Annotated in this window: 8 protein-coding genes; 3 read left to right on the top strand and 5 right to left on the bottom strand. The window is 38.5% G+C overall.

Translation table 11 applies throughout. The features are described 5' to 3' along the window. Window positions 1–6 precede the first annotated feature (6 nt). The 3 genes from ACFSQ0_RS00530 to ACFSQ0_RS00520 are packed head-to-tail and all read right to left on the bottom strand — an operon-like array spanning window position 7 to window position 4129. On the bottom strand, window positions 7–1767 hold the full coding sequence (locus tag ACFSQ0_RS00530) for an SLC13 family permease (protein ID WP_379042620.1): 1761 nt from the start codon (window positions 1765–1767) through the stop codon (window positions 7–9). A gap of 44 nt (window positions 1768–1811) precedes the next feature. Next, a complete protein-coding gene (locus ACFSQ0_RS00525; RefSeq protein ID WP_379042617.1) occupies window positions 1812–2747 on the bottom strand; it encodes a 2-hydroxyacid dehydrogenase in 936 nt (311 codons plus the stop codon). 20 nt (window positions 2748–2767) lie between these two features. Continuing rightward, window positions 2768–4129, bottom strand: a complete 1362-nt coding sequence (locus tag ACFSQ0_RS00520) for an acyl-CoA dehydrogenase family protein (protein WP_379042614.1) — start codon at window positions 4127–4129, stop codon at window positions 2768–2770. 139 nt (window positions 4130–4268) lie between these two features. On the opposite strand from ACFSQ0_RS00520, the gene ACFSQ0_RS00515 reads away from it, so the two are divergent. Beyond that, on the top strand, window positions 4269–6404 hold the full coding sequence (locus tag ACFSQ0_RS00515) for a Tex family protein (protein WP_379042611.1): 2136 nt from the start codon (window positions 4269–4271) through the stop codon (window positions 6402–6404). A gap of 522 nt (window positions 6405–6926) precedes the next feature. Here ACFSQ0_RS00515 and ACFSQ0_RS00510 read toward each other — a convergent pair. Together ACFSQ0_RS00510 and metK are read right to left on the bottom strand one after the other, a co-directional pair. Continuing rightward, window positions 6927–7574 carry a MarC family protein gene (locus tag ACFSQ0_RS00510; RefSeq protein WP_379042607.1) on the bottom strand — a complete coding sequence of 216 codons (648 nt, stop codon included), beginning with the start codon at window positions 7572–7574 and terminating at the stop codon, window positions 6927–6929. Window positions 7575–8362: 788 nt separating this feature from the next. Then, on the bottom strand, window positions 8363–9619 hold the full coding sequence (metK, locus tag ACFSQ0_RS00505; RefSeq protein ID WP_379042604.1) for a methionine adenosyltransferase: 1257 nt from the start codon (window positions 9617–9619) through the stop codon (window positions 8363–8365). Window positions 9620–9907: 288 nt separating this feature from the next. On the opposite strand from metK, the gene ACFSQ0_RS00500 reads away from it, so the two are divergent. Together ACFSQ0_RS00500 and ACFSQ0_RS00495 are read left to right on the top strand one after the other, a co-directional pair. Next, a complete protein-coding gene (locus ACFSQ0_RS00500; RefSeq protein ID WP_379042601.1) occupies window positions 9908–14851 on the top strand; it encodes an Ig-like domain-containing protein in 4944 nt (1647 codons plus the stop codon). A gap of 165 nt (window positions 14852–15016) precedes the next feature. Then, the gene (locus ACFSQ0_RS00495) at window positions 15017–20929 is read left to right on the top strand and encodes an Ig-like domain-containing protein (RefSeq protein ID WP_379042598.1); all 5913 of its coding nucleotides are present in this window, start codon (window positions 15017–15019) and stop codon (window positions 20927–20929) included. The last annotated feature ends 11 nt before the right edge of the window (window positions 20930–20940 follow it).

Here is a 20940-nt window from a genome sequence, read left to right as displayed (position 1 = left end):
CAGACTTTAAAAGGGAAAGAACAAAGGTATGATAATAGAAGCAGCAATCCAGACAACAAAATTAAGTGGGGTGCCTATTTTCAAATAATCGGTAAATTTATAATTTCCTGGTGCGTAAACCATGGTGTTGGTTGGGTAACTTACAGGTGTCATAAAAGTAAGTGAGCAGGCAAACATTACGGCAATTAGAAAGGGTTTTTCGCTTACTTGTAAAATTTGAGCAAACTCTATAACGATAGGGGTCATTAAAACTGCAGTTGCTTTACTTGATAATACATTGGTTGCCAAAAAGGTAAATAGGAAAATTAGACTTAACATTATTTGTGGGGGTAGTCCGCCTAAATTCTCAAAAAGAAAGTTAGATATTAGCTCTGAGCCACCTGTTTTTTCTAAAGCTTTACCCATAGATAAAACTCCAGCAACCATAAAAATCACTTTCCATTCTATTGCCTTATAAGCTTCGTTGGGTTTAAGTATAGCGGTGGTTACAATAAGTAAACTCCCTACCAAGGCGCTTATGAGTATTGAAGTGATATTAAAAGCGGCGGCCAAAATTACACCCATTAAAATGAGAATTGCAGGTATAGCCTTTTTGTAGTTTATTTTACGGTCTTCATATTCAGATAAAGCCACAAGCATTTTGTTGCGTGTTAAAGCTTGTATATTATGGCGCGCTGTATAAATAAGCAGCATATCTCCCTCTTTTAGAGAAACATTAGCTACGTTTTTTGTAATGGTCTCTTTGCGTTGCCTAATAGCTAAAACCGAAGCATAATAGTTGTTTCTAAATTTGGTTTGCGCCAGAGTTTTTCCAGAAAGCGAAGATCCGTGAGGGATCATAACCTCAAAGATGCGCTTTTCACTATCGTCTTCGCTAATTTCTCCTATACCGCTAAACTTATAGTATTTGCTTTCTCTTATTTTACTGATTTTGCTGGGATTCATAAGTACCTTGAGCACGTCTCCTTCTCGTAAAATAGTCTCTTCATTAAACTCATAAAACCGAAGATGATTTCGCTTTATCATTAAAATTTGCACTTGTAAATCACTAATCAAAAAGGTTTTACCGATAGCCTTGTTGATGTCTGGGTTTTTGGGTAAAATTTCAATTTCTGCCATATAATCTTCGGCTTCATGTTGTAGAGTTTCAGATTTTTTAATGCGCTTGGGTAAAATCAAGGGAGCTACAATAAAAATATAAATGAGGCCAGTTGCAGTAATTCCTAAAGCCGCAAGTGAAAATTCAAACATCTCAAAGCCAGTACTGCCTAGTTCTTGAGCATAACTACTAACCAAAATATTGGTTGATGTACCTATTAGCGTACAAGTGCCTCCAAACAGAGCCGAAAAGGAAATAGGAATAAGCAAACGCGAAGGCGCAATACCGGTTTCTCGTGATACCATTAGCGCCATAGGAATAAGCATAGCGACCACGGCCGTATCATTAATAAAGGCAGAAAAAACAGCAGCCGTAAGACAAAAAACAATTAAAGCCAATACGTAGTTTACCCGCGCTATTTTTACAATTCTTGAGCTTAAGCCATTAATAATACCCGATTTAAACACGGCAGCACTAAGCACAAACATACAGCCTAAGGTTATAGTGGCGGGATGATTAAAACCGGCAAAACCTTCTTCAGGATTTAATACACCAGAAACAATAAACAAAGACATTATGAGTATAGAAGTGGTGTCTATACTAAAATAGTCTTTCACAAAAAGAAAGATACCTATGCCTATTATAATAAAGGTGATGGTTAAATACATAAAGCCTTTTCTTTATGATGTTTTATAAAGTTAAAACATTATAGCTAATATTCTCGCTTTTGATCAATTCGGTTTTTCATTGCTTTACCTTGTTGCAACCGTTCTAAATTAGCTATAATTTGTTCACTTACTACAAACGGATCGGTAGCACTAGCCATATGCGGTGTAATTTGAATGCGTTTGTGATCCCAAAAAGCATGATCCTGAGGTAAAGGCTCCTCTGTAAATACATCAAGGCTAGCCCCACTTAACTGTCCGTTTTGTAAAGCCTCTAGCAAGTCGTCCTCTTCCAAATGTGCACCACGTCCTACATTTATTAAATAACAACCAGGCTTAAGCTGATCAAAAAGCGTTTTATTAAGAATACCACGGGTTTTAGATGTTAAGGGTAGAAGACAGACTAAGATGTCACAAGACTGCAAAAATTGAGGCAGTTGTTGTTCAGAATGATACGTGGTAATATTCTCGTGTGTTTTTGAGCTAGAAGAGTAGCCTAAAACCTGAAAATTATTTTTAATCAAAAGTTCACCAACCGATTGACCAATTTGACCAAAACCTAATATACCTACAACAGTATCATTAGGGCGTTTGTAAGCAATAGGTTTCCATTTCTTTTTTTGTTGAAGTTTAAAATAGGCATATAAATCACGAATGTGCATCAAGCAAATCGATAGCACAAACTGACTCAAATCGGTTGCCAAACGCGGGTGTTCAATTTTTGTGACTTGTATATGCTTTTTTATGGTGTTTTGAGCAAAAATATGATGTACACCCGCCCCCATAGAGGCGATTACTTTTAAATTAGGGTATTGGTCAAAAACTCCCGCTGGAGGCCGCCAGGTTAAGATAAATTCGGTTTCTTCTCGTTGGGTATCATCTGGATAAATTTCTATGGTCAAATTCTTATTTTCATCCTTTAAGGCTTGAACCCATTGGTCTAAACTTCTATCAGGAGCGATGATAACAATCTTGTTATTCATTTTAAGGTGTTTTTTATGGATTAAACAAACGCACTATAGCCTGTTATGGCCCTACCAACGATTAATGTATTGATTTCCTTGGTTCCTTCATAGCTATAAATTGCCTCGGCATCGGCAACAAAGCGTGCCACATCATGCTCGAGCAAGATGCCATTGCCACCTAGCACTTCTCGTGCTCGGCTTACCACATCACGGGTGCGCAAACTGCAAAACACCTTAGCCAGTGAGGCATGCTCATCGGTTAAAATCCCTTCGTCTTGTAATTCAGACAAACGAAAAACCATGGTTTGCATAGCGGTTAAATTAGATAGCATTTCTACCAAATGATTTTGAACGAGTTGAAAACTGGCTATAGGTTTACTAAATTGCTCACGTTTTTTAGTATACTTTAAGGCACTTTCATAAGCCCCTCGCGCACAACCAACTGCTTGCCAAGCCACGCCCGCTCGAGTCATTTTTAAGACTTTGGCAGTGTCTGCAAAAGAGTTAGCTTTTTGCAAACGATCGGTCTCTGGAATCTTGCAATCGGTTAAGGTGATCAAGGCATTTTGAACGATACGCAAAGCCATTTTATCTTCCATCTTTTCGGCTTTAAAGCCAGGGTTTTCTTTACGTACCAAAAATCCTTTCACCTGCTTTGAGTCGATGTCTTTGGCCCAGATTACAATAACATCGGCAAAAGTGGCATTACCAATCCATTTTTTTTGACCGTTTAAAATCCAGTGCTCACCATCAAAACGGCAGGTGGTTTCCATTCCTTGCGAAACGGCCGAACCTACATTTGGTTCGGTTAAACCAAAAGCTCCAATCGTTTTTAATTTTTGCATTTTAGGCAACCATTCTTGTTTTTGAGCCTCGCTTCCGCAAAGGTATATTGAGCCCATAGCCAATCCGCTATGTACACCAAAAAAAGTAGAAATAGAAACATCTACCCGAGCAATTTCTTGGGCGATAATTCCCTCCATTAAAAAAGGCATAGCCGCGCAACCGTAGCCTTCGTAAGCGATTCCGGCAATATTCAATTCGCCTAATTTAGGAATGATGCCAAAAGGAAATTTTGCTTTGTTCCAATAATCGTTGGCAATGGGGCGTACTTCTTTTTCCATAAATTGTCGTACTCGCAGTTGTAAATTGCGTTGAGTATCGGTTAGTTTGAGATCTAAATTATAAAAATCTCCATCGATAGGTGGTAATTGATGCTGCCCGCGTTTACCTTGATGATGCAACAACTTGAGCATATTTTTTATTTGCCGGTCATCTAACTTTTCTAAAGTTGCTAGGGTTTGCTTTAAATCGATTTTCTCGTTAATTTGAGTTAATTGATCTAAATCGACCTCTTTTAAAAGATTAATCGTTTGTTTTATTTTTTGAAAGAAGGTCATAGCGTTTAATTTATAGTTAGTTTAAAATTATTGAAATAATTTTTCTCTCGCTGTTAAAGAATTGCGAATTAAAAAGAATTTGATAAGTGCGTTTTTTTTAAATAAATAAGAATGCTTTTAATTTACTACATTCGCTTTTATGCAAGTAATCCAATATATAGAACAGCACACCAAGCTAGGAAGTCTTCGTATAGAGAAGGCATTACAACTTTTTTCTGAAGATGCCACCATACCTTTTATCGCTCGGTACAGAAAAGAATTTACCCAGCAATTAGATGAAGTTGACCTAGAGCAAATCCGTAAAGCACAAGAAGACTATTTGGCACTAGAAAAGCGACGAGAATCTATTTTAAATCGCTTAGAGGCGGATGGGGTGCTAACGACAGACTTAAAAAAGCAAATAAAAGAGGCTCAAGACTTAACAAGGCTAGAAGATTTGTATTTGCCTTATAAGAAAAAGCGAAAAACCAAAGCCGATGAAGCAAAGGCTTTAGGACTTGAACCACTGGCCAAACAAATTATGGTACAAAAACATACAGACCTAGGTGATTTAAGTAAGTCTTACTGTTCGAGCCGAGTAAAGACGAGTCAGGACGCGCTTACTGGGGCAGGGTTTATCATTGCCGAGTGGATAGCTGAACGAATTGATTTACGGAATTATTTGCGTTTTCAATTGCAAGAATTTAGTTTTTTAAAGGCACGAGTAATTTCCAGTAAAAAGGAGGAGGAAAACGCTCAAAAGTATAAGGATTATTTTGATTGGGAAGAGCGATTGAAAAACCTGCCATCGCATCGATTTTTGGCGATTTCAAGAGCCGAACAGGCTGGTGTTATACGAATAAAACTGGTGATAGACGAACAAGCTTTGTTGGCGAAGTTTGAAAGTAAATTGATAAAAACACAAGGAGTAATTGCCTCTTTTTTAAAAGATGTTATTAAAGACGCTTATAAACGTTTGATGTATCCTAGCTTGAGTAAAGAAATTTTTCAAGAAGCTAAGCAAAGAGCAGATGCTACCGCTATAAGTGTTTTTGCTAAAAATTTAAAACAGTTGTTATTGGGTGCGCCACTGGGGCAAAAAAGAGTTTTGGCGCTAGATCCTGGTTTTAGAACAGGTTGTAAACTGGTTTGTATAGATGAACAAGGCGATTTAATGCATAATGAAACTATTTTTCCGCATCCGCCACAAAAACAACACAAAGAAAGTATCAAGAAGATAAGTACTTTATGCGAGGCTTATAAAATTGAGGCAATTGCCATTGGCGATGGGACTGCATCGCGAGAAACCGAAGCTTTGGTTAAGCGCATACAGTTTAAACATCCTATAGAAGTTTTTGTGGTGAGCGAGGCGGGTGCTTCCATTTATTCGGCTTCATCGATTGCTAGAGAAGAATTTCCTAATTATGATATTACGGTTAGAGGAGCAATATCCATAGGGAGAAGACTACAAGACCCCTTGGCCGAACTGGTTAAAATTGATCCTAAATCAATTGGTGTGGGCCAATATCAACACGATGTAAATCAAATTGAATTGCAGCGCAGTTTAGATAGAGTGGTAGAGCACTGCGTGAACACGGTTGGAGTTAATTTAAATTCGGCGAGTAAGTCTTTATTGCAACATGTATCGGGTATTGGCGAAAAACTAGCCGATAATATTGTGGCATTTAGGCAGGAGCATGGTGCATTTGCCAAAAGAGCAGACCTTAAAAAAGTTCCGCGATTAGGAGCAAAGGTTTATCAACAGGCGGCTGGTTTTTTACGAGTGAAGCAAAGTGAAAATCCGTTAGATGATTCTGCTGTACACCCAGAGCAATATGAATTGGTAAAAAAAATAGCGCAAGAAGAAGGGGTTGAGGTGGTTGATTTCATAGGTAATGATGCTTTATTAAACAGTATTGATTTAGAGCGATATTGTACAACAAAGTTTGGTTTACCAACCCTCGAAGACATAAGAGAAGAGATGAGAAAACCGGGCAGAGATATAAGAGAAAAAGCTAAGGCTTTTAGCTTTAATCAGAATATAAAAACCATTGCCGATTTAGAAGTAGGTATGCGTTTACCTGGAATAGTAAATAATATTACCAATTTTGGTTGTTTTGTATCGATAGGAATAAAGGAAAGTGGCTTGATTCACGTGTCTAACCTAGCCGATGAATTTGTAAGTGATGTAAATGAATATGTACACTTACATGAACAAATATTGGTGAAAGTACTCGAGATAGATCTTCCGCGAAAGCGTATACAACTCAAAAAAATAAAATTGAACGAAAAGTAAAAAAAAACTGTCCCACTAGCTTAACTTGTTGAATAACATTTTGGCTAATGGCAAATAAAACAAGAATATAAAACCATAATTTTATATCGCTTTAACGCGGGACAGTAAATTAACACTAATATTTATGTTTAGATAGATTTTAATAATCTACTTAATAAAGCCAACCTTTTCAATTTCTATATCATAAATCGAGCCAATTTTTTTATTTCGTCATTTTTATATTGATTTTTTAAAACTGGATTTAAATTTCTTAAAGTGTTGACCTTTTTAATTACATTTTCACGTATAGCTGAGTCTAAAATTTCCTTTTCGGATTTATTATAGGTGTTTGCTTTTATTAGAGTAGTAGCAATCTCTTTTATTAAGGTGTCAAATGATTGAGAGGTAAATATTTCTACTTATAAATAGTAAGTTAAGCGTGAGCTACCGCTAATATGTAGTGGTTTAGTTGATATCGGATCCACCTTTTTATATAAACTTATAGTTACTAAGTAGCAATTAACGCTTAAAAGCTGAAAAAATCTATAAATTCGAACTATTGAGAATATCTATTAATATGGGTTTTAATCCGCTAAAGAAAAATTCTACTGCAATAACCATTACTATTAATCCCATTAAACGCATCAAGACATTTTTTCCGGTATTGCCTAGAATTTTTAAAATTTTAGAAGAACTAAGCAATATTAAATAGGTGAGTAATAAAACCAAGAATATAGCTCCTATTAAGGCTATTTTAGACTGAATGGTTTTAGCGTCTTCCATCATTATAATAGCATTGGTAATTGATCCTGGTCCAGAAATCATGGGTATTGCCAGTGGGGTAATTGAAATATCTTCTACATAGCTTTTCTTTTCTGATTTGGTCTTTACTTTTACACTGGCTAATCTTGCTTGAAGCATGTCCATACCCATAAGAAAGAAAATAACCCCTCCCACCAATCGAAAACTATTTACCGATATACCGAAAAATTGAAAAAGAAGTTGTCCTGAAAAAGCAAAAGCCACAATTGTTAAAAAAGCGGCAATGGTTGCTTTTCTCGCCGTCTTATTGCGGTGCTCTGCATCTAGCTCAGAGGTCATACTCATAAAAACAGGCATAGTCCCTATAGGATTAATCAAAGTGAAGAAAGAAGTAAATGCTAATAATCCAAAACCAAGTAAATCGCTCATAACGGCCAGTTAAATTTTAATGCAAGAAAACAAAAAAAAATCAAGCAACAAAATTGAGATGTATTTGGCGTTATTTAAATAGAAATGAACTAGAATTTTTCTCAAGTGTTTTGTGAAAATTGAAAATGTCATATGATTTTAGAATAAACTCTTCTTAGAACATTGAAAAGCTAAGTTTTATTTATAAGTATTAAATTGAAATTCCGAATTAAGAAAAAAAGGGTCCTGAGCAGGATTGTATAACTTTCGCCTATTTTTCATTGAATGGTAGCGTAGGGGTTATTTATCAGTGTGGATGTATCTCTTCTAAAGCATTCTTCGGGTTTACATGATACCTTTTTATTCCATACTAAATCCCTGTCTTATGTATAGTGAGTCCACACTGAGTCCACGGTGAGTCCACAGTGAGTCCACTAAAAAGTGGATTAAAGTAGATCTGCTGTAAATGCAATATAGAGTTAGAGTAGGTACAGGTTGACTAAAGACTAGCTTTGAGAAGAAGTTGATAGGCTTATGCTATAAAGTTTACCAAAAGCCTAGGGTATTAAGGGCAATAAAATCAAATAGGATAGGTGTGAAATATGTACCGCAATAGAACAGCCTCGGTTTGAATTTTTTAAATGCAAAACCGAAACTTCTATGGGGATACTCCGGCTAGTAAAAAATAGAATTATCCCTATCAAGCTTATCGGTAATTTAGGTCAAAGCAACTACTGATTTAAATGATCAAAAAAAATGCCCTTCTATATGGTATTTAGAAGGGCGGTTGGTGATATCTCAAATGTGTCCTATATTTCAAAAACCTCTTTAATTTTATCAACATAATCTAATTTTTCCCAAGTAAAGAGTTCAACTTCGTGTTTTACCACGCCAGAATAAGGGCTTTCAAAAATTTTTGTTACCGTTCTTGGGGTCTTACCCATATGGCCGTATGCCGAGGTTTCTCTATAAATAGGATTGCGCAGAGCAAGTCGTTTTTCTATAGCAGCAGGGCGCATATCAAAAATCTGAGCTACTTTTTTTGCAATTTCCCCATCCGAAATGTTCAAATGGCTACTCTTATAGGTATCTACAAAAATAGAAGTAGGTTCTGCCACACCAATAGCATAAGATACTTGTACTAAAATTTCATCGGCAACACCTGCGGCAACTAAATTTTTAGCAATATGTCTGGCGGCATATGCGGCGCTTCGATCTACCTTGCTAGGATCTTTACCCGAGAAGGCACCACCACCGTGGGCGCCTTTTCCGCCGTAGGTGTCAACAATAATCTTTCTGCCGGTTAATCCTGCATCTCCGTGCGGCCCACCAATCACAAATTTTCCTGTAGGATTAATGTGGTAAATAATATCATCTGTAAATAAATCTTGAAGCTTTTCAGGAAGTTGATTTTTTATGCGCGGAATTAAAATTTCTTGAATGTCTTTTTTAATCGTAGCCAACATGTCAGCCTCATTTTCATCAAACTCATCGTGCTGGGTAGACAAAACAATAGCTACAATTTTTTGAGGTACGTTTTCGTCGCTATATTCAATGGTAACCTGACTTTTTGAATCGGGTCTAAGATAGGTCATTTCTTTGCCTTCTCGCCTAATTTTGGCCAACTCAATAAGCAGTTTGTGTGAGATGTCTAATGCCAGCGGCATATAGTTTTCAGTCTCATTGGTAGCATATCCAAACATCATTCCTTGGTCTCCTGCTCCTTGTTCCTCTTGAGTAGCTCGATCTACTCCTTGATTAATATCGGGTGATTGTTCATGAATTAAGGAGATGACTCCGCAAGAATCTCCGCTAAAGCGATATTCCCCTTTAGTATATCCTATATCATTTATCACTTCTCGCGCAATTTGCTGTACATCTATATAGGTGTCTGATTTTACTTCACCCGCCAAAACTACTTGACCCGTAGTTACCATGGTTTCGCAGGCAACTTTTGAAGATTTATCAAAAGCTAAAAAATTGTCAAGTAATGTATCACTGATTTGATCGGCTATCTTATCGGGATGTCCTTCAGAAACACTTTCAGAGGTAAATAAGTAAGGCATGTTTTAAATAATTTAGAAAGATTTGAGCCACGCCACTAAAGTAGAATTTCTGCTTTAGCATTTTTTAAGGGTTGCAATCAGTCAAATCTTTCCCTGTTTAACGAGGACAAAGATAGGAAAATACCCGAGTCTATTGCAGAAATATAATTTTTTAAGATTTATTTACGAAAATTAAATTCTATCTATTTGCTTTAAAAAGCTATCACATAATTAGGATTTAAACCTAAAAAGTATATATTTGTTAAGTTTTTGTAAACCATTTAATCAACATATTCAAAAATAATAATTATGAAAAAAAACTACTTAAGCTTTTTTTTAACATTCTGCCTAGTGGTATTGGGCGTGGCCAGCGGTTTTGCGCAGTCTACGGTTTCTGCTACTTACAACTTAGGTGATATACCTACTTCTTACGGCAGTTACGATGCTAGTTGTACAGGGCCTAGTACGACTCTAGATATTACAATGCCTGCCGGAGGGCCTTGGGAGGTTACCGGATTTGATGTCGCCTACGATATGACGGCTGCCTCTGGTGCTTGGATGAGCGAGCAACGCTCCCAAGTAGCAATTAATGGTATAGAAGAGGCGGTTGTTAATGGCTCAGGTTCCTCGGCAGGGACTCAAAATTATAATAGAACCAATATCGCTATAGCAAACGGTTTTTATAACGGAGGTGATGTTTTGACTTTTGAAATGAAGGCTTGGAGAACCTGGGGAGGTTCTCAATGTGATACCCAGTATAATAAAGTAGATGACAATACTTGGACGATTACAGTTAATTATCAATTAGCCCCTTCATGTATAGCGCCTGATAACATTCAGGTTTCAAATAAAACCAATACAACTTTAGATTTGTCTTGGAGTCAAACCGGAACGGTTTCTTCTTGGGAAGTAGAATACGGGGCTCCTGGTTTTACTCAAGGTGCCGGGACGACTGTAGTGGTAAACACAAATCCAAATACTACCATAACAGGACTTACAGATAGTACAACTTATGACTTTTATGTACGTGCAAATTGTGGTGCCAATGGTGATTCTGCCTGGGTAGGTCCTATTTCTGGAACCACAACTATTGATTGCGGACCATTGAATTTAGGGATTAGCTCAACTACAGATGGATCTATTACCTGTGCGGGTAGTACCGTTTTGACAGCAACGGCTAGTGGTAACGGTAGCGATATTTTTTGGTATGACGCAGCGGTAGGCGGTAACCTTGTTGGTGCTGGTTCTAGTTTTACTACTCCGTACCTAACACAAACCACCACTTATTATGCCTCGGAAGTAGCTTTTTCTGGAGGGAGTTCAGGAGGGTCTAGTTTACCCACCTATTGTACGCCTACTTACAGTATAGGTTGTACTTCTTCAGATGATATTGATGACTTTATTATGAGTGATGCTGGAATAAATCATTTAGGTTCAGGTTGCTCAACGGGTGCTTATGGCGATTTCACAAACGATTCTAGCTTAATAGGTACCTTATCAGTTGGTTCAACCTATAACTTTAGTGCAACGCACAACTTCTCAAATCATCATTTGAGAATATATATCGATTTAAATATGGACGGTAACTTCGATCCGTCAGAAATGTTATTTGATTCTCCAAACGGAGGAAGTACAACAAATGGAAGCATTACGATTCCTGCATCTGTTGGTGGGGCAACAGTGATGCGTGTAATGGGGAAATATGGTTCGTTCGGCAGCGGAGCAACTGCTTGTGATGCCGGTGGTTCTTTTGGAGAAACACACGATTATCAAGTTGTTATCGCAGATTTAGAATGTGAGTCTCCTCGTGTAGCCGCAACAGCAAACGTTTCTGCTGCTGGTGATTTAGCCGTTACTGCACTGCCTTACAACAATAGTAATGACACCGCTAACTATGGCGATCCATTTGAAGGTACTCCTGGTGCAAACTGTGGGGCAGGTTCTGAAAATTACCTGAGTGGAAATGATGTAATTTATAAATATACGGCAGCGAATACCGAGTTGGTAGATATTTTAATGTCTAATTTGTCAGGTTACTATGCAGGTGTTTTTGTATACGAAAGTTGTGGCGATTTAGGCGTTAACTGTGTGGCTGGCGCTGTTGCAGGTCCGAGCGACGATGATTTTGGAATCGAAGATTTTCAAATGACAGCCGGTCAAGACTATTTTATTGTAGTGTCAAGTTGGTTAACTTCAACCGTAGGTTATACCTTAGATATTATACCTTTCTCTTGTGCTAGTTTAGCTAGTCCTGTAGCAGACCCACTCCAAGATTTTGTAGCGGGAGACACCTTAGCGGATTTAGAAGTAGATACCACAAAAAATACAGCCACCCTTGCATGGTATAGCGATCCTCAAGGAAATAATCCGATTGCCGATACTACTACTTTGGTTGATGGAATAACCTATTATGTAGCGCAAGTGTTTAACGGTTGTGAAAGTGCTTTAACCCCAATAACGGTTGATGAAATTGATTGTACATCTTTAGCGATTACGGCAACTACAGATGATACTGTTTCTTGTAAGGGTGTAATGCAATTATCGGCTACACCGAGCGGAACAGGTTCTGAGGTATTTTGGTATGATGCTGCGACTGGAGGGCAAATCGTCGGCGTAGGAAATCAGTTTACTACAGATGAGTTAACTGCAACTACATCTTATTGGGCTTCAGAAGTGATGCTTATGGGAGGTACTTATCAGGATCAAGGTAAAGTTACTCCAAATGATTTTTCAAGTACACCATCTACTCCAAGAGGGCTTACATTTACTGTTAATAAGTTCACAACTATATTAAGTACCCGTGTTTATTCTTCTGGTAGCGGAGGTCCGCTTACGGTTGAGTTAACCGATGATAACGGTACGGTGTTACAATCAAAAGTGATTAATATTCCTGCTGGGTCTTCTTCAAACCCTGTGCCGGTTGATCTTTCTTTAAACTTCACAGCGGCCACGCCTGGTAACTATAGATTATTGGCAACAGGTCCGGCTATGATGTATAGCTTTAGCGGTGTAAACTACCCTTATACGCTTGGTTCTACAGGATCAATTACTGGGGCATATGCCTTTGGCGGTCCTTCTACAAGCTATTATTACTTTAACAATTGGAAGGTGATCGAAGGGGAGGTTATTTGTGAGTCTCCTAGAACAGAAGTAATAGCAACCGTGAATCAGTCTGGTGATATTGCACTAGATCACACCAACTTGCCGTATACAGATACCAATACTACTAGTGTTTTTGGCGATAATTTTAATGGTGATGCAGGGAGTAACTGCCCAGGTGTTGATATCTTAAATGGGAATGATGTTGTTTATCAATACACGGCAGACCCAAATAATGATGATATACTAGATATTGAATTGACAGGAATTACCAACAACTTTACGGGTATGTTTATTTATACTAGCTGTGGAGATGTAGGAACCAATTGTTTGGCTGGAGATGTTAATGAAGGGGCGAGTAGTATTCTTATCGAAGATTACTATGTAAATGCAGGTGAACAAATTTTTATTGTAATCAGTTCTAAAAACGGAAGTACAAACTATACTTTGAATATCAATGGTGTTGATTGTAATAATATTGCAGCCCCAACTACAGATGAGGCATCTCCTTTCTTTACGGCAGGTGATACCTTAGCCGATTTAGAGATAGATGGTTCTCAATATGCAACTTCATTTAACTGGTATAGTGATGCGGCTGGAACAATGCCAATTGCAGATACTACAGCAATGGTTGACGGAGTAACCTATTATGTTTCGCAAACTGTTTTAGGTTGTGAAGGAGCTTTATTAGCGGTTACCCCCGAAGAATTTGATTGTAACGCTATGGGTGTAACTATTTCTGGTTCAACAAAAGTATGTGCGCCAGGCGGTGTAGTAGATTTAGTTGGACAATCTAGTGGTTTAGGAACCGATGTATATTGGTATGATGCTCCAACTGGAGGTAATGTGGTTAATGTAGGAGCAAATTTTGCTGCTAATGTTACAACAACTACCACTTTTTATGCGGCAGAAGTTTACATTGAAGGAGGTTCTGGAAGTGCAGGCGTGACGTATTGTATTCCACCTAATAAAAATTGTGGTGCCGGTGATGATATAGATGATTTTGATATGGCTTCTGCTAATATCGTTCATTTGTCAAGTGGTTGTTCAGCCAATGGTTATGGTGATTTTACAAGCGATCCTAATTTAATTGGGGCAATGGTTCCTGGTGGAAATTATCCATTTAGTATCACGCATAATTTCTCAAGTAATTATGTGAAAATTTGGATTGATCTAAACAAAGACGGTGTATTTGACGATTCAACAGAACTTTTATTTACCTCAAGTTCAGGATCTAACAATACTACTGGTAGTATTACCTTGCCTGCGAATACTCCTAGCGGATTAACCAGAATGCGCGTAATGGATAGATATGCTAGCTTGCCAACAGATTCTTGTGATCCGCAGGGTTCTTTTGGAGAAACACACGATTACGCCGTAATGATTGGGCAAGTATTATGTGAGTCACCTAGGCAAAGTGTAACCATTGATGTAAATAATCAGCCAACTGCTGTTCCAACAGGAAACGCAACTCAACAATTTTGTGAGGGAGCTCGTGTAGGTGATTTGCAAGCTAGCGGGGTTAATCTGCAGTGGTATGATAGCAATACGAACACTACACCATTAGATAACGCAATGCCTTTAGTAGATGGTTCTACTTATTACGCAACACAAACAGTTGATGCTTGTGAAAGTACGGCTAGATTAGAAGTGATGGTAAGTATATTGCCTAACTCTAGTCTGCCAACAGCTCAAACCAACCAGTCGTTTGTAGCAGGAGAAACGGTTATGGATTTAACCGTAGTGGGAGATAACCTAAAATGGTACTATGATGCTTTTGGCGCTAATGAAATTACTAACCCTGCTGCAGAAGTTCTGGTTGATCAAGGTAAGTACTATGTAAGTCAGACACCTGCCGATCAATGTGAAAGTGGTTTGGTTGAAATTACCGTTCATTCTGAATTGAGTACAGCGAATCCTTTATTGGTAGATTTGTCTTATTATCCTAACCCAATGGAAGATTTCATTCAGGTAAATCATAGTAATCCAATTGAAACTATTGAGATATACAACCTTTTAGGTCAGAAAGTGATGACTCAATCGGTAAATGCTCAACAAAGTAAACTAGAGGTTTCTAATTTGGCTAGCGGGCCTTATTTTATGCGAGTGTCGATTAACGGACAATCTGTCATGTTAAAGCTTGTTAAAAAATAAGAATACTAATTTTAACAGAAATCTAAAAAGCGGGACTCATTGGACTCCCGCTTTTTTATTAGCTATACATATTAAAATTATCATAAACATTCTTAATAAGTCTTTAAAAAAATCCATATATTTGGGGATGATGTTAAATATAACTTACCCTAAAATTAATTTTTTATGAAAAGAAATTACTGTTTATTGACGCTTGTCGTCATATTTTTAAACTCTTGGCTGTCTTATGGGCAGTGTAGTGGGTTAACCGCTCCTTGGAGCGAAGATTTTTCGGCCTCTTCGACGCCATCTTGCTGGGTCGAAGGAGGGGATACCGCATGGAAATATAGTACCTCGGCAGGTTATGCTGCTTCAAACGTAGCAGACCATTCGGCTTCAGGTACTACAAACTATGCTTGGATAGATGGTAGTACCAACACCAATGGTGAGGCTTCAACACTTGAAACGCCAAATGTAGATGTGTCGACTTTAACTAGTCCAGCTTTAATTTTTTATGCATTTTCAGATAACACCAATTCTTCTGCAGTTAATATTTTAGAAGTTGACCTTAATGATGGTTCGGGTTGGGTAAATGCTTATCAGCAAAATTACCTTCTTGGTGCTAGCTGGAAAGAAATTGTAATTGATTTAGCAGATTATGTTGATGTAACAGGAAATGTGCAAGCTCGGTTTAAAATTATTGGAAATGCAAATGGAGGAAGTACCTTTCATAATGATATTTTAATCGATGATGTAAGCTTTGATGAAATAACTACCTGTCCAGATTTATATGGAATAGAATTAAATAATTTAACGGCTACTGGAGCAGATGTTAGTTGGACTCAGCCTGGAGCTGGGATTACGCAATGGGAGATTGTATACGGTACACCTGGTTTTGATCCGCTAACCGCTGGAACATCAATAATAGATAATGATGGGACTTTAGGTGAGAGTATAACTGGACTTTCTGCTAGTACTACTTATGAGCTTTATGTTCGAAATGTATGTAATGGCTCAAACGGCGACTTTCTAGGCCCCCTTAGTTTTACAACACCATGTGTGGTGGTAACTCTGCCTTGGGTTGAAGACTTTTCATCTTCCTCAACACCTAATTGCTGGTCAGAAAGTGGTGACACCGCTTGGAAATATAGCACGGGTGCAGATTATGCTGCATCTAATGCCGGAGATCATACCGCTGGAGGTGGTACCAATTATGCTTGGATAGATGGTAGTTCTAATACCAATGGCGATTCTAGTACGCTAACCACTCCGCAAATAGATGTGTCTACTTTAACCGATCCAGCCCTTATTTTTTATGTGTTTAGTAATAATACAAATGATTCGGCCGTAAATTTATTGAGTGTAGAGCTTAATGATGGCACTGGATGGGTGAATGCCTACTCTTTAAATAGCTTGTTAGGAGCCTCTTGGGAGGAAATTGCAATTGATTTATCTGCTTCCAACATTACTGGGCCAATAGTGCAAGCTCGATTTACCATCACAGGAAGTACAGCCAATGGCGGAAGTACCTTCTATAATGATATATTACTTGATGATATAACTTTTGATGAGATGCCAGCTTGTACCAACCCGTATAATGCTTCTTTCTCTAATTTAACGGCTACGAGTGTTGATGTAACTTGGCAACAAGGCGGGAATGTTTCAACTTGGGATATGATTTACGGTGCTGCCGGCTTTGATCCGAATACAACTGGTACCATAATCAATGATACCGATGGTGTTGCCGGGGAAACGATCACTGGGCTTTCTGCGGCTACAGATTATGATATTTATATTCGATATGTATGTAACGGTACTCCAGGAAACTGGGTGGGTCCTTTGCAAATCACAACACCTTGTGTAACATTCGTAGCTCCTTGGAATGAGGATTTTGCAGGATCTTCTACGCCTAATTGTTGGACAGAAAGCGGCGATACGGCTTGGAAATATAGTACTGGACCTGCTTACGCTGCAGCGAATACACCAGATCATACTCCAGGAGGAGGTACCAATTATGCTTGGATGGACGGTTCCTTTAATTCAAACGGAGATGTAAGTACTTTAACGAGTCCTAAGATTGATGTTTCAGGGCTTACCGAACCTGCTGTTCAGTTTTACCTTTTTAGTAATAATACAAATGACGGAGCTATTAATGTTATAGATGTCGAGGTGTTTGATGGTGCAAACTGGAATCCTTTGCTAAATGTAAATAGTTTGCTTGGCGCAGATTGGAAAAGATATATTTTTAGTTTATCTAACTTAACCATCACAGGAGATGTTCAAGTTCGATTTACAGTGACCGGCTTCAGCGGGACAGGAAGTGCGTTTTATAATGATATTTTAATTGATGATGTAGAGTTTTTAGAAATGCCTGCTTGTATTGATGTAGATGACGTAGTGGTGTCTAATGAACAATTAACCCAAGTAGATATTTCTTGGTTGAATTTCAACGGAGCGGGTACGCAGTGGAATATTGAGTATGGTGCACCAGGATTTACACAGGGTACAGGAACAACAGTGGTGGCTACTACAAATCCTTACACCTTAACAGGATTAACGCAAGGAACGGCTTATGAGTTTTACATCCAATCCGATTGTGGAGGAGGAGACCTGGGAACTTGGGAAGGGCCTTACGATTTTAGAACCTTTACGCCAGGGGCAAGTTGCGACGTACCCTTAGTGGTTAACGCCTTACCTTATACATTTACTGGAGACACACAAAACTATTTAAATGTTTATCAAGGAGCCCCAGGGTCTACTTGTGGTACCACCGAAAATTATTTAAATGGTGACGAAGTGGTGTTTGAATTTACTGCAGCTACCACACAAAATGTTGATATTGAACTTTCGGATTTATCTGCATATTATGCAGGTTTGTTTGTTTATGAAGATTGTAATGATATTGGTTCAAGTTGTGTGGCTTCTTTGGTGGCAGGTCCTAGCGATGATGATATGGCTATAGAAGATTTTCAAGTAACTGCTGGCCAAACCTATTATATTGTAATTTCTAGTTGGCTGGTTAATCATGTTGGATTCACCTTAGATATTATACCTTTTGACTGTAATAACTTAGCGAGTCCCACGGCTCCGCCAGCGCAAGAATACGTGGCAGGGGATACCTTGGCCGACTTAGAAGCAGATACCACAAAACCCAATGCTACTTTAGTCTGGTATAGTGATCCGCAAGGGAATAACCCAATTGCTGATACGACTGTTTTGGTTGATGGAACTACTTACTATGTAGGTCAAGATTTTAATGGATGTATTAGCGGATTAACCGCAGTTACTGTAAACGAAATAGATTGTACTACTTTAGCTATAACGGCAACAACAGATGATTCAGCTAGCTGTAAAGGTCAATTGACTTTAACGGCAACCGCTAGTGGTACAGGTGATGATATTTATTGGTTTGATGCTGCAACTGGAGGACAGATTATAGGAATTGGTTCTTCATTTACAACTCCAGAGATTACAACCACTACAGATTATTGGGTGGCAGAAGTAAAAACCGAGACCGGAGGAGGATCTGGAGGTATTAATAGTTATTGTACCCCACCTAACAAAAATTGTGGTGTAGGTGATGATATTAATGACTTTATTATGAATGATGCAGGTATTAATCATCTAGCCACGGGTTGTTCTCCTAATGGTTATGGAGACTTTACTAATGATCCAAGTTTACATGCTATGATGGCGCCGGGTTCAACGTATAATTTCTCAACTACTCATAATTATTCTGGGCACTACGTGAAAATTTGGGTAGATGCCAATCAGAACGGTTCATTTGAAGATCCAGGAGAGATGCTTTATGCCTCAACAAGTGGAGCGAATGCTCATAGTGGTTCGATTACCATTCCAGGAAATGCCTTAGGAGGTGTTACTCGAATGCGTGTTACCTCACGCTGGTTAGGGGCGCCTACAGATTCTTGTGATGCTGGAGGTACTTATGGAGAAACCCACGATTATTTAGTAATGATGGGACAAGTAATTTGTGAGTCCCCTAGAACAAAAGTTACAGCAACAATCAACCAAACTGGTGATGTTCAAGTGAATTATACCGATTTAACTTATGTTGATACGAATTCAACTTCGGTTTTTGGTGATAATTTTGATGGAGATCCAGGTTCAAACTGTCCTGGAGCAGGATATTTAGGCGGAAATGATGTGATTTATCAATATACTGCAGATCCTGCCAATGATGATATAATTAATATTGAATTGTCAGGAATTACCAATCAAGAAACGGGTATGTACCTGTACTCTAGTTGTGGTGATGTAGGAACAAATTGTATTGATGGGGTAGAAAACCAGGGAGCTTCTGTAATTAGTATTGAAGATTACTTGGTTCAGGCTGGTGAACAATTGTTTATTGTAGTGAGTTCTAAGTCCGGTTCAACCAATTATACTTTAACCATTGAAGGTTTAGACTGTGCAAACGTAGATCTTCCACAAGGTGATCAAGCGCCTTATTTTATTGCAGGTGAAACGATTGCTGATTTAGAGGTAACTGGTTCTGTACATAATACTGGTTTTAATTGGTATAGTGATGCAGCGGGTACAATTTCAATCCCGACTAGTACAGCTCTTGTAAGTGGTACTACTTACTATGTAACCCAAACAATCTTGGGTTGTGAGAGTGCGACCTTTGCTATTACTCCAGTTGAATTCGACTGTAATTTAATGGGAATTACTACCTCAGGAGATACTACTATTTGTGCTCCCGGTGGTGTAGTTGACTTAACAGCAACCCCATCTGGTGTTGGTTCAGAAGTTTATTGGTATGATGCCGCAACTGCAGGTCAATTAGTTAATGTAGGTCCAAATTATTCACCAGATGTGAGTAATACTACTACTTTCTACGCTACCGAAGTGTATATCGATGGCGAGTCGGCCAGCTCCGGAAGTGGAAAAGTGGCCCCGACAGGAAACTCAGGAACAAGTCCGTTTTCTGGTGGGTATGGATTGATTTTTGACGCCAACCAAGCTTTTAATTTAATTAGCGTTGAGCTTTTTAGTTCAGGAAGTGGAGGTCCAGCAGTGATAGAGTTACAAGACCCTTCGGGAGCGGTTATAGATAGCCGTACCGTTACGCTTCCAGTCGGAACAACCAGTAATCCTACGTCTTATATTGCGAATCTTAATTTTGCAATTACACCAGGAACTTATAGATTAGAGGCGGTGTCGGGTCCTAGTATGATACGTGATTTTTCAGGGAATAATTTCCCTTATGATATTGGTCCGGGTGGTTCGTATGGTTCGATTACCAATGGCGCTAGTGGAACAGGGACGAGTTCAAACTATTATTATTTCTACAATTGGACCATTACTACAGGAACAGTTTTATGTGAATCACCACGACAAGCAATAACGGTTACCGTAAATAATCAACCTACAGGAGTACCTTCTGGTGCGACCACACAGAATTTCTGTGAAGATGCACGTGTGAGCGATCTGCAGGCTGCTGGTAGTGATATTCAATGGTATGACTCAAACACAAGTAACTCGCCTTTACCATTGGCTACTCCTTTGGTGAATGGAGAAACTTACTATGCAACCCAAACCGTAGATGCTTGCGAAAGTACTTCAAGATTGGCGGTTACGGTAGTTGTGCTTGATCAAGCGTCAATGCCAGCAGGTAACAGAAACCAAAGCTTTAGAGCTGGAGATATGGTAAGCGACTTGGTGGTTACGGGCTCTAACTTGGCTTGGTATAGCGATGCATTCGGACTAAATCCTATAGCAGATCCAACCACAGAAGCATTAGTAGACCAAACGACGTACTATGTAAGTCAAACGCCTACAGATGAATGTGAAAGTGAATTGCTTGGAATTACGGTGCATTCAGAATTAAGTGCAACCAACCCAGTTTTAGAAGGTTTGTCATACTACCCGAACCCGATGGTTGATTTTATACAAGTTACGCATACTTCACCTATAGAAAGTTTAACCATATATAACTTGCTAGGCGAAGAAATTGCTAGTAAAAAAGTAGGAGCTAACGAAGCTCGCCTTGATGTTGGTAATTTAGCTAGTGGTCCATACTTCATGCGTGTAAAAGTGGGAAGTAATTGGGTTATTGTTAAATTAATTAAAAATTAATGTAAATTTTT

The sequence above is a fragment of the Mesonia sediminis genome, from assembly GCF_042684705.1.
Taxonomy (GTDB): Bacteria; Bacteroidota; Bacteroidia; order Flavobacteriales; family Flavobacteriaceae; genus Mesonia; species Mesonia sediminis.
The sequence above is the reverse complement of the archived record's forward strand: the minus strand, read 5'-3'. Positions and strand labels throughout refer to the sequence as shown.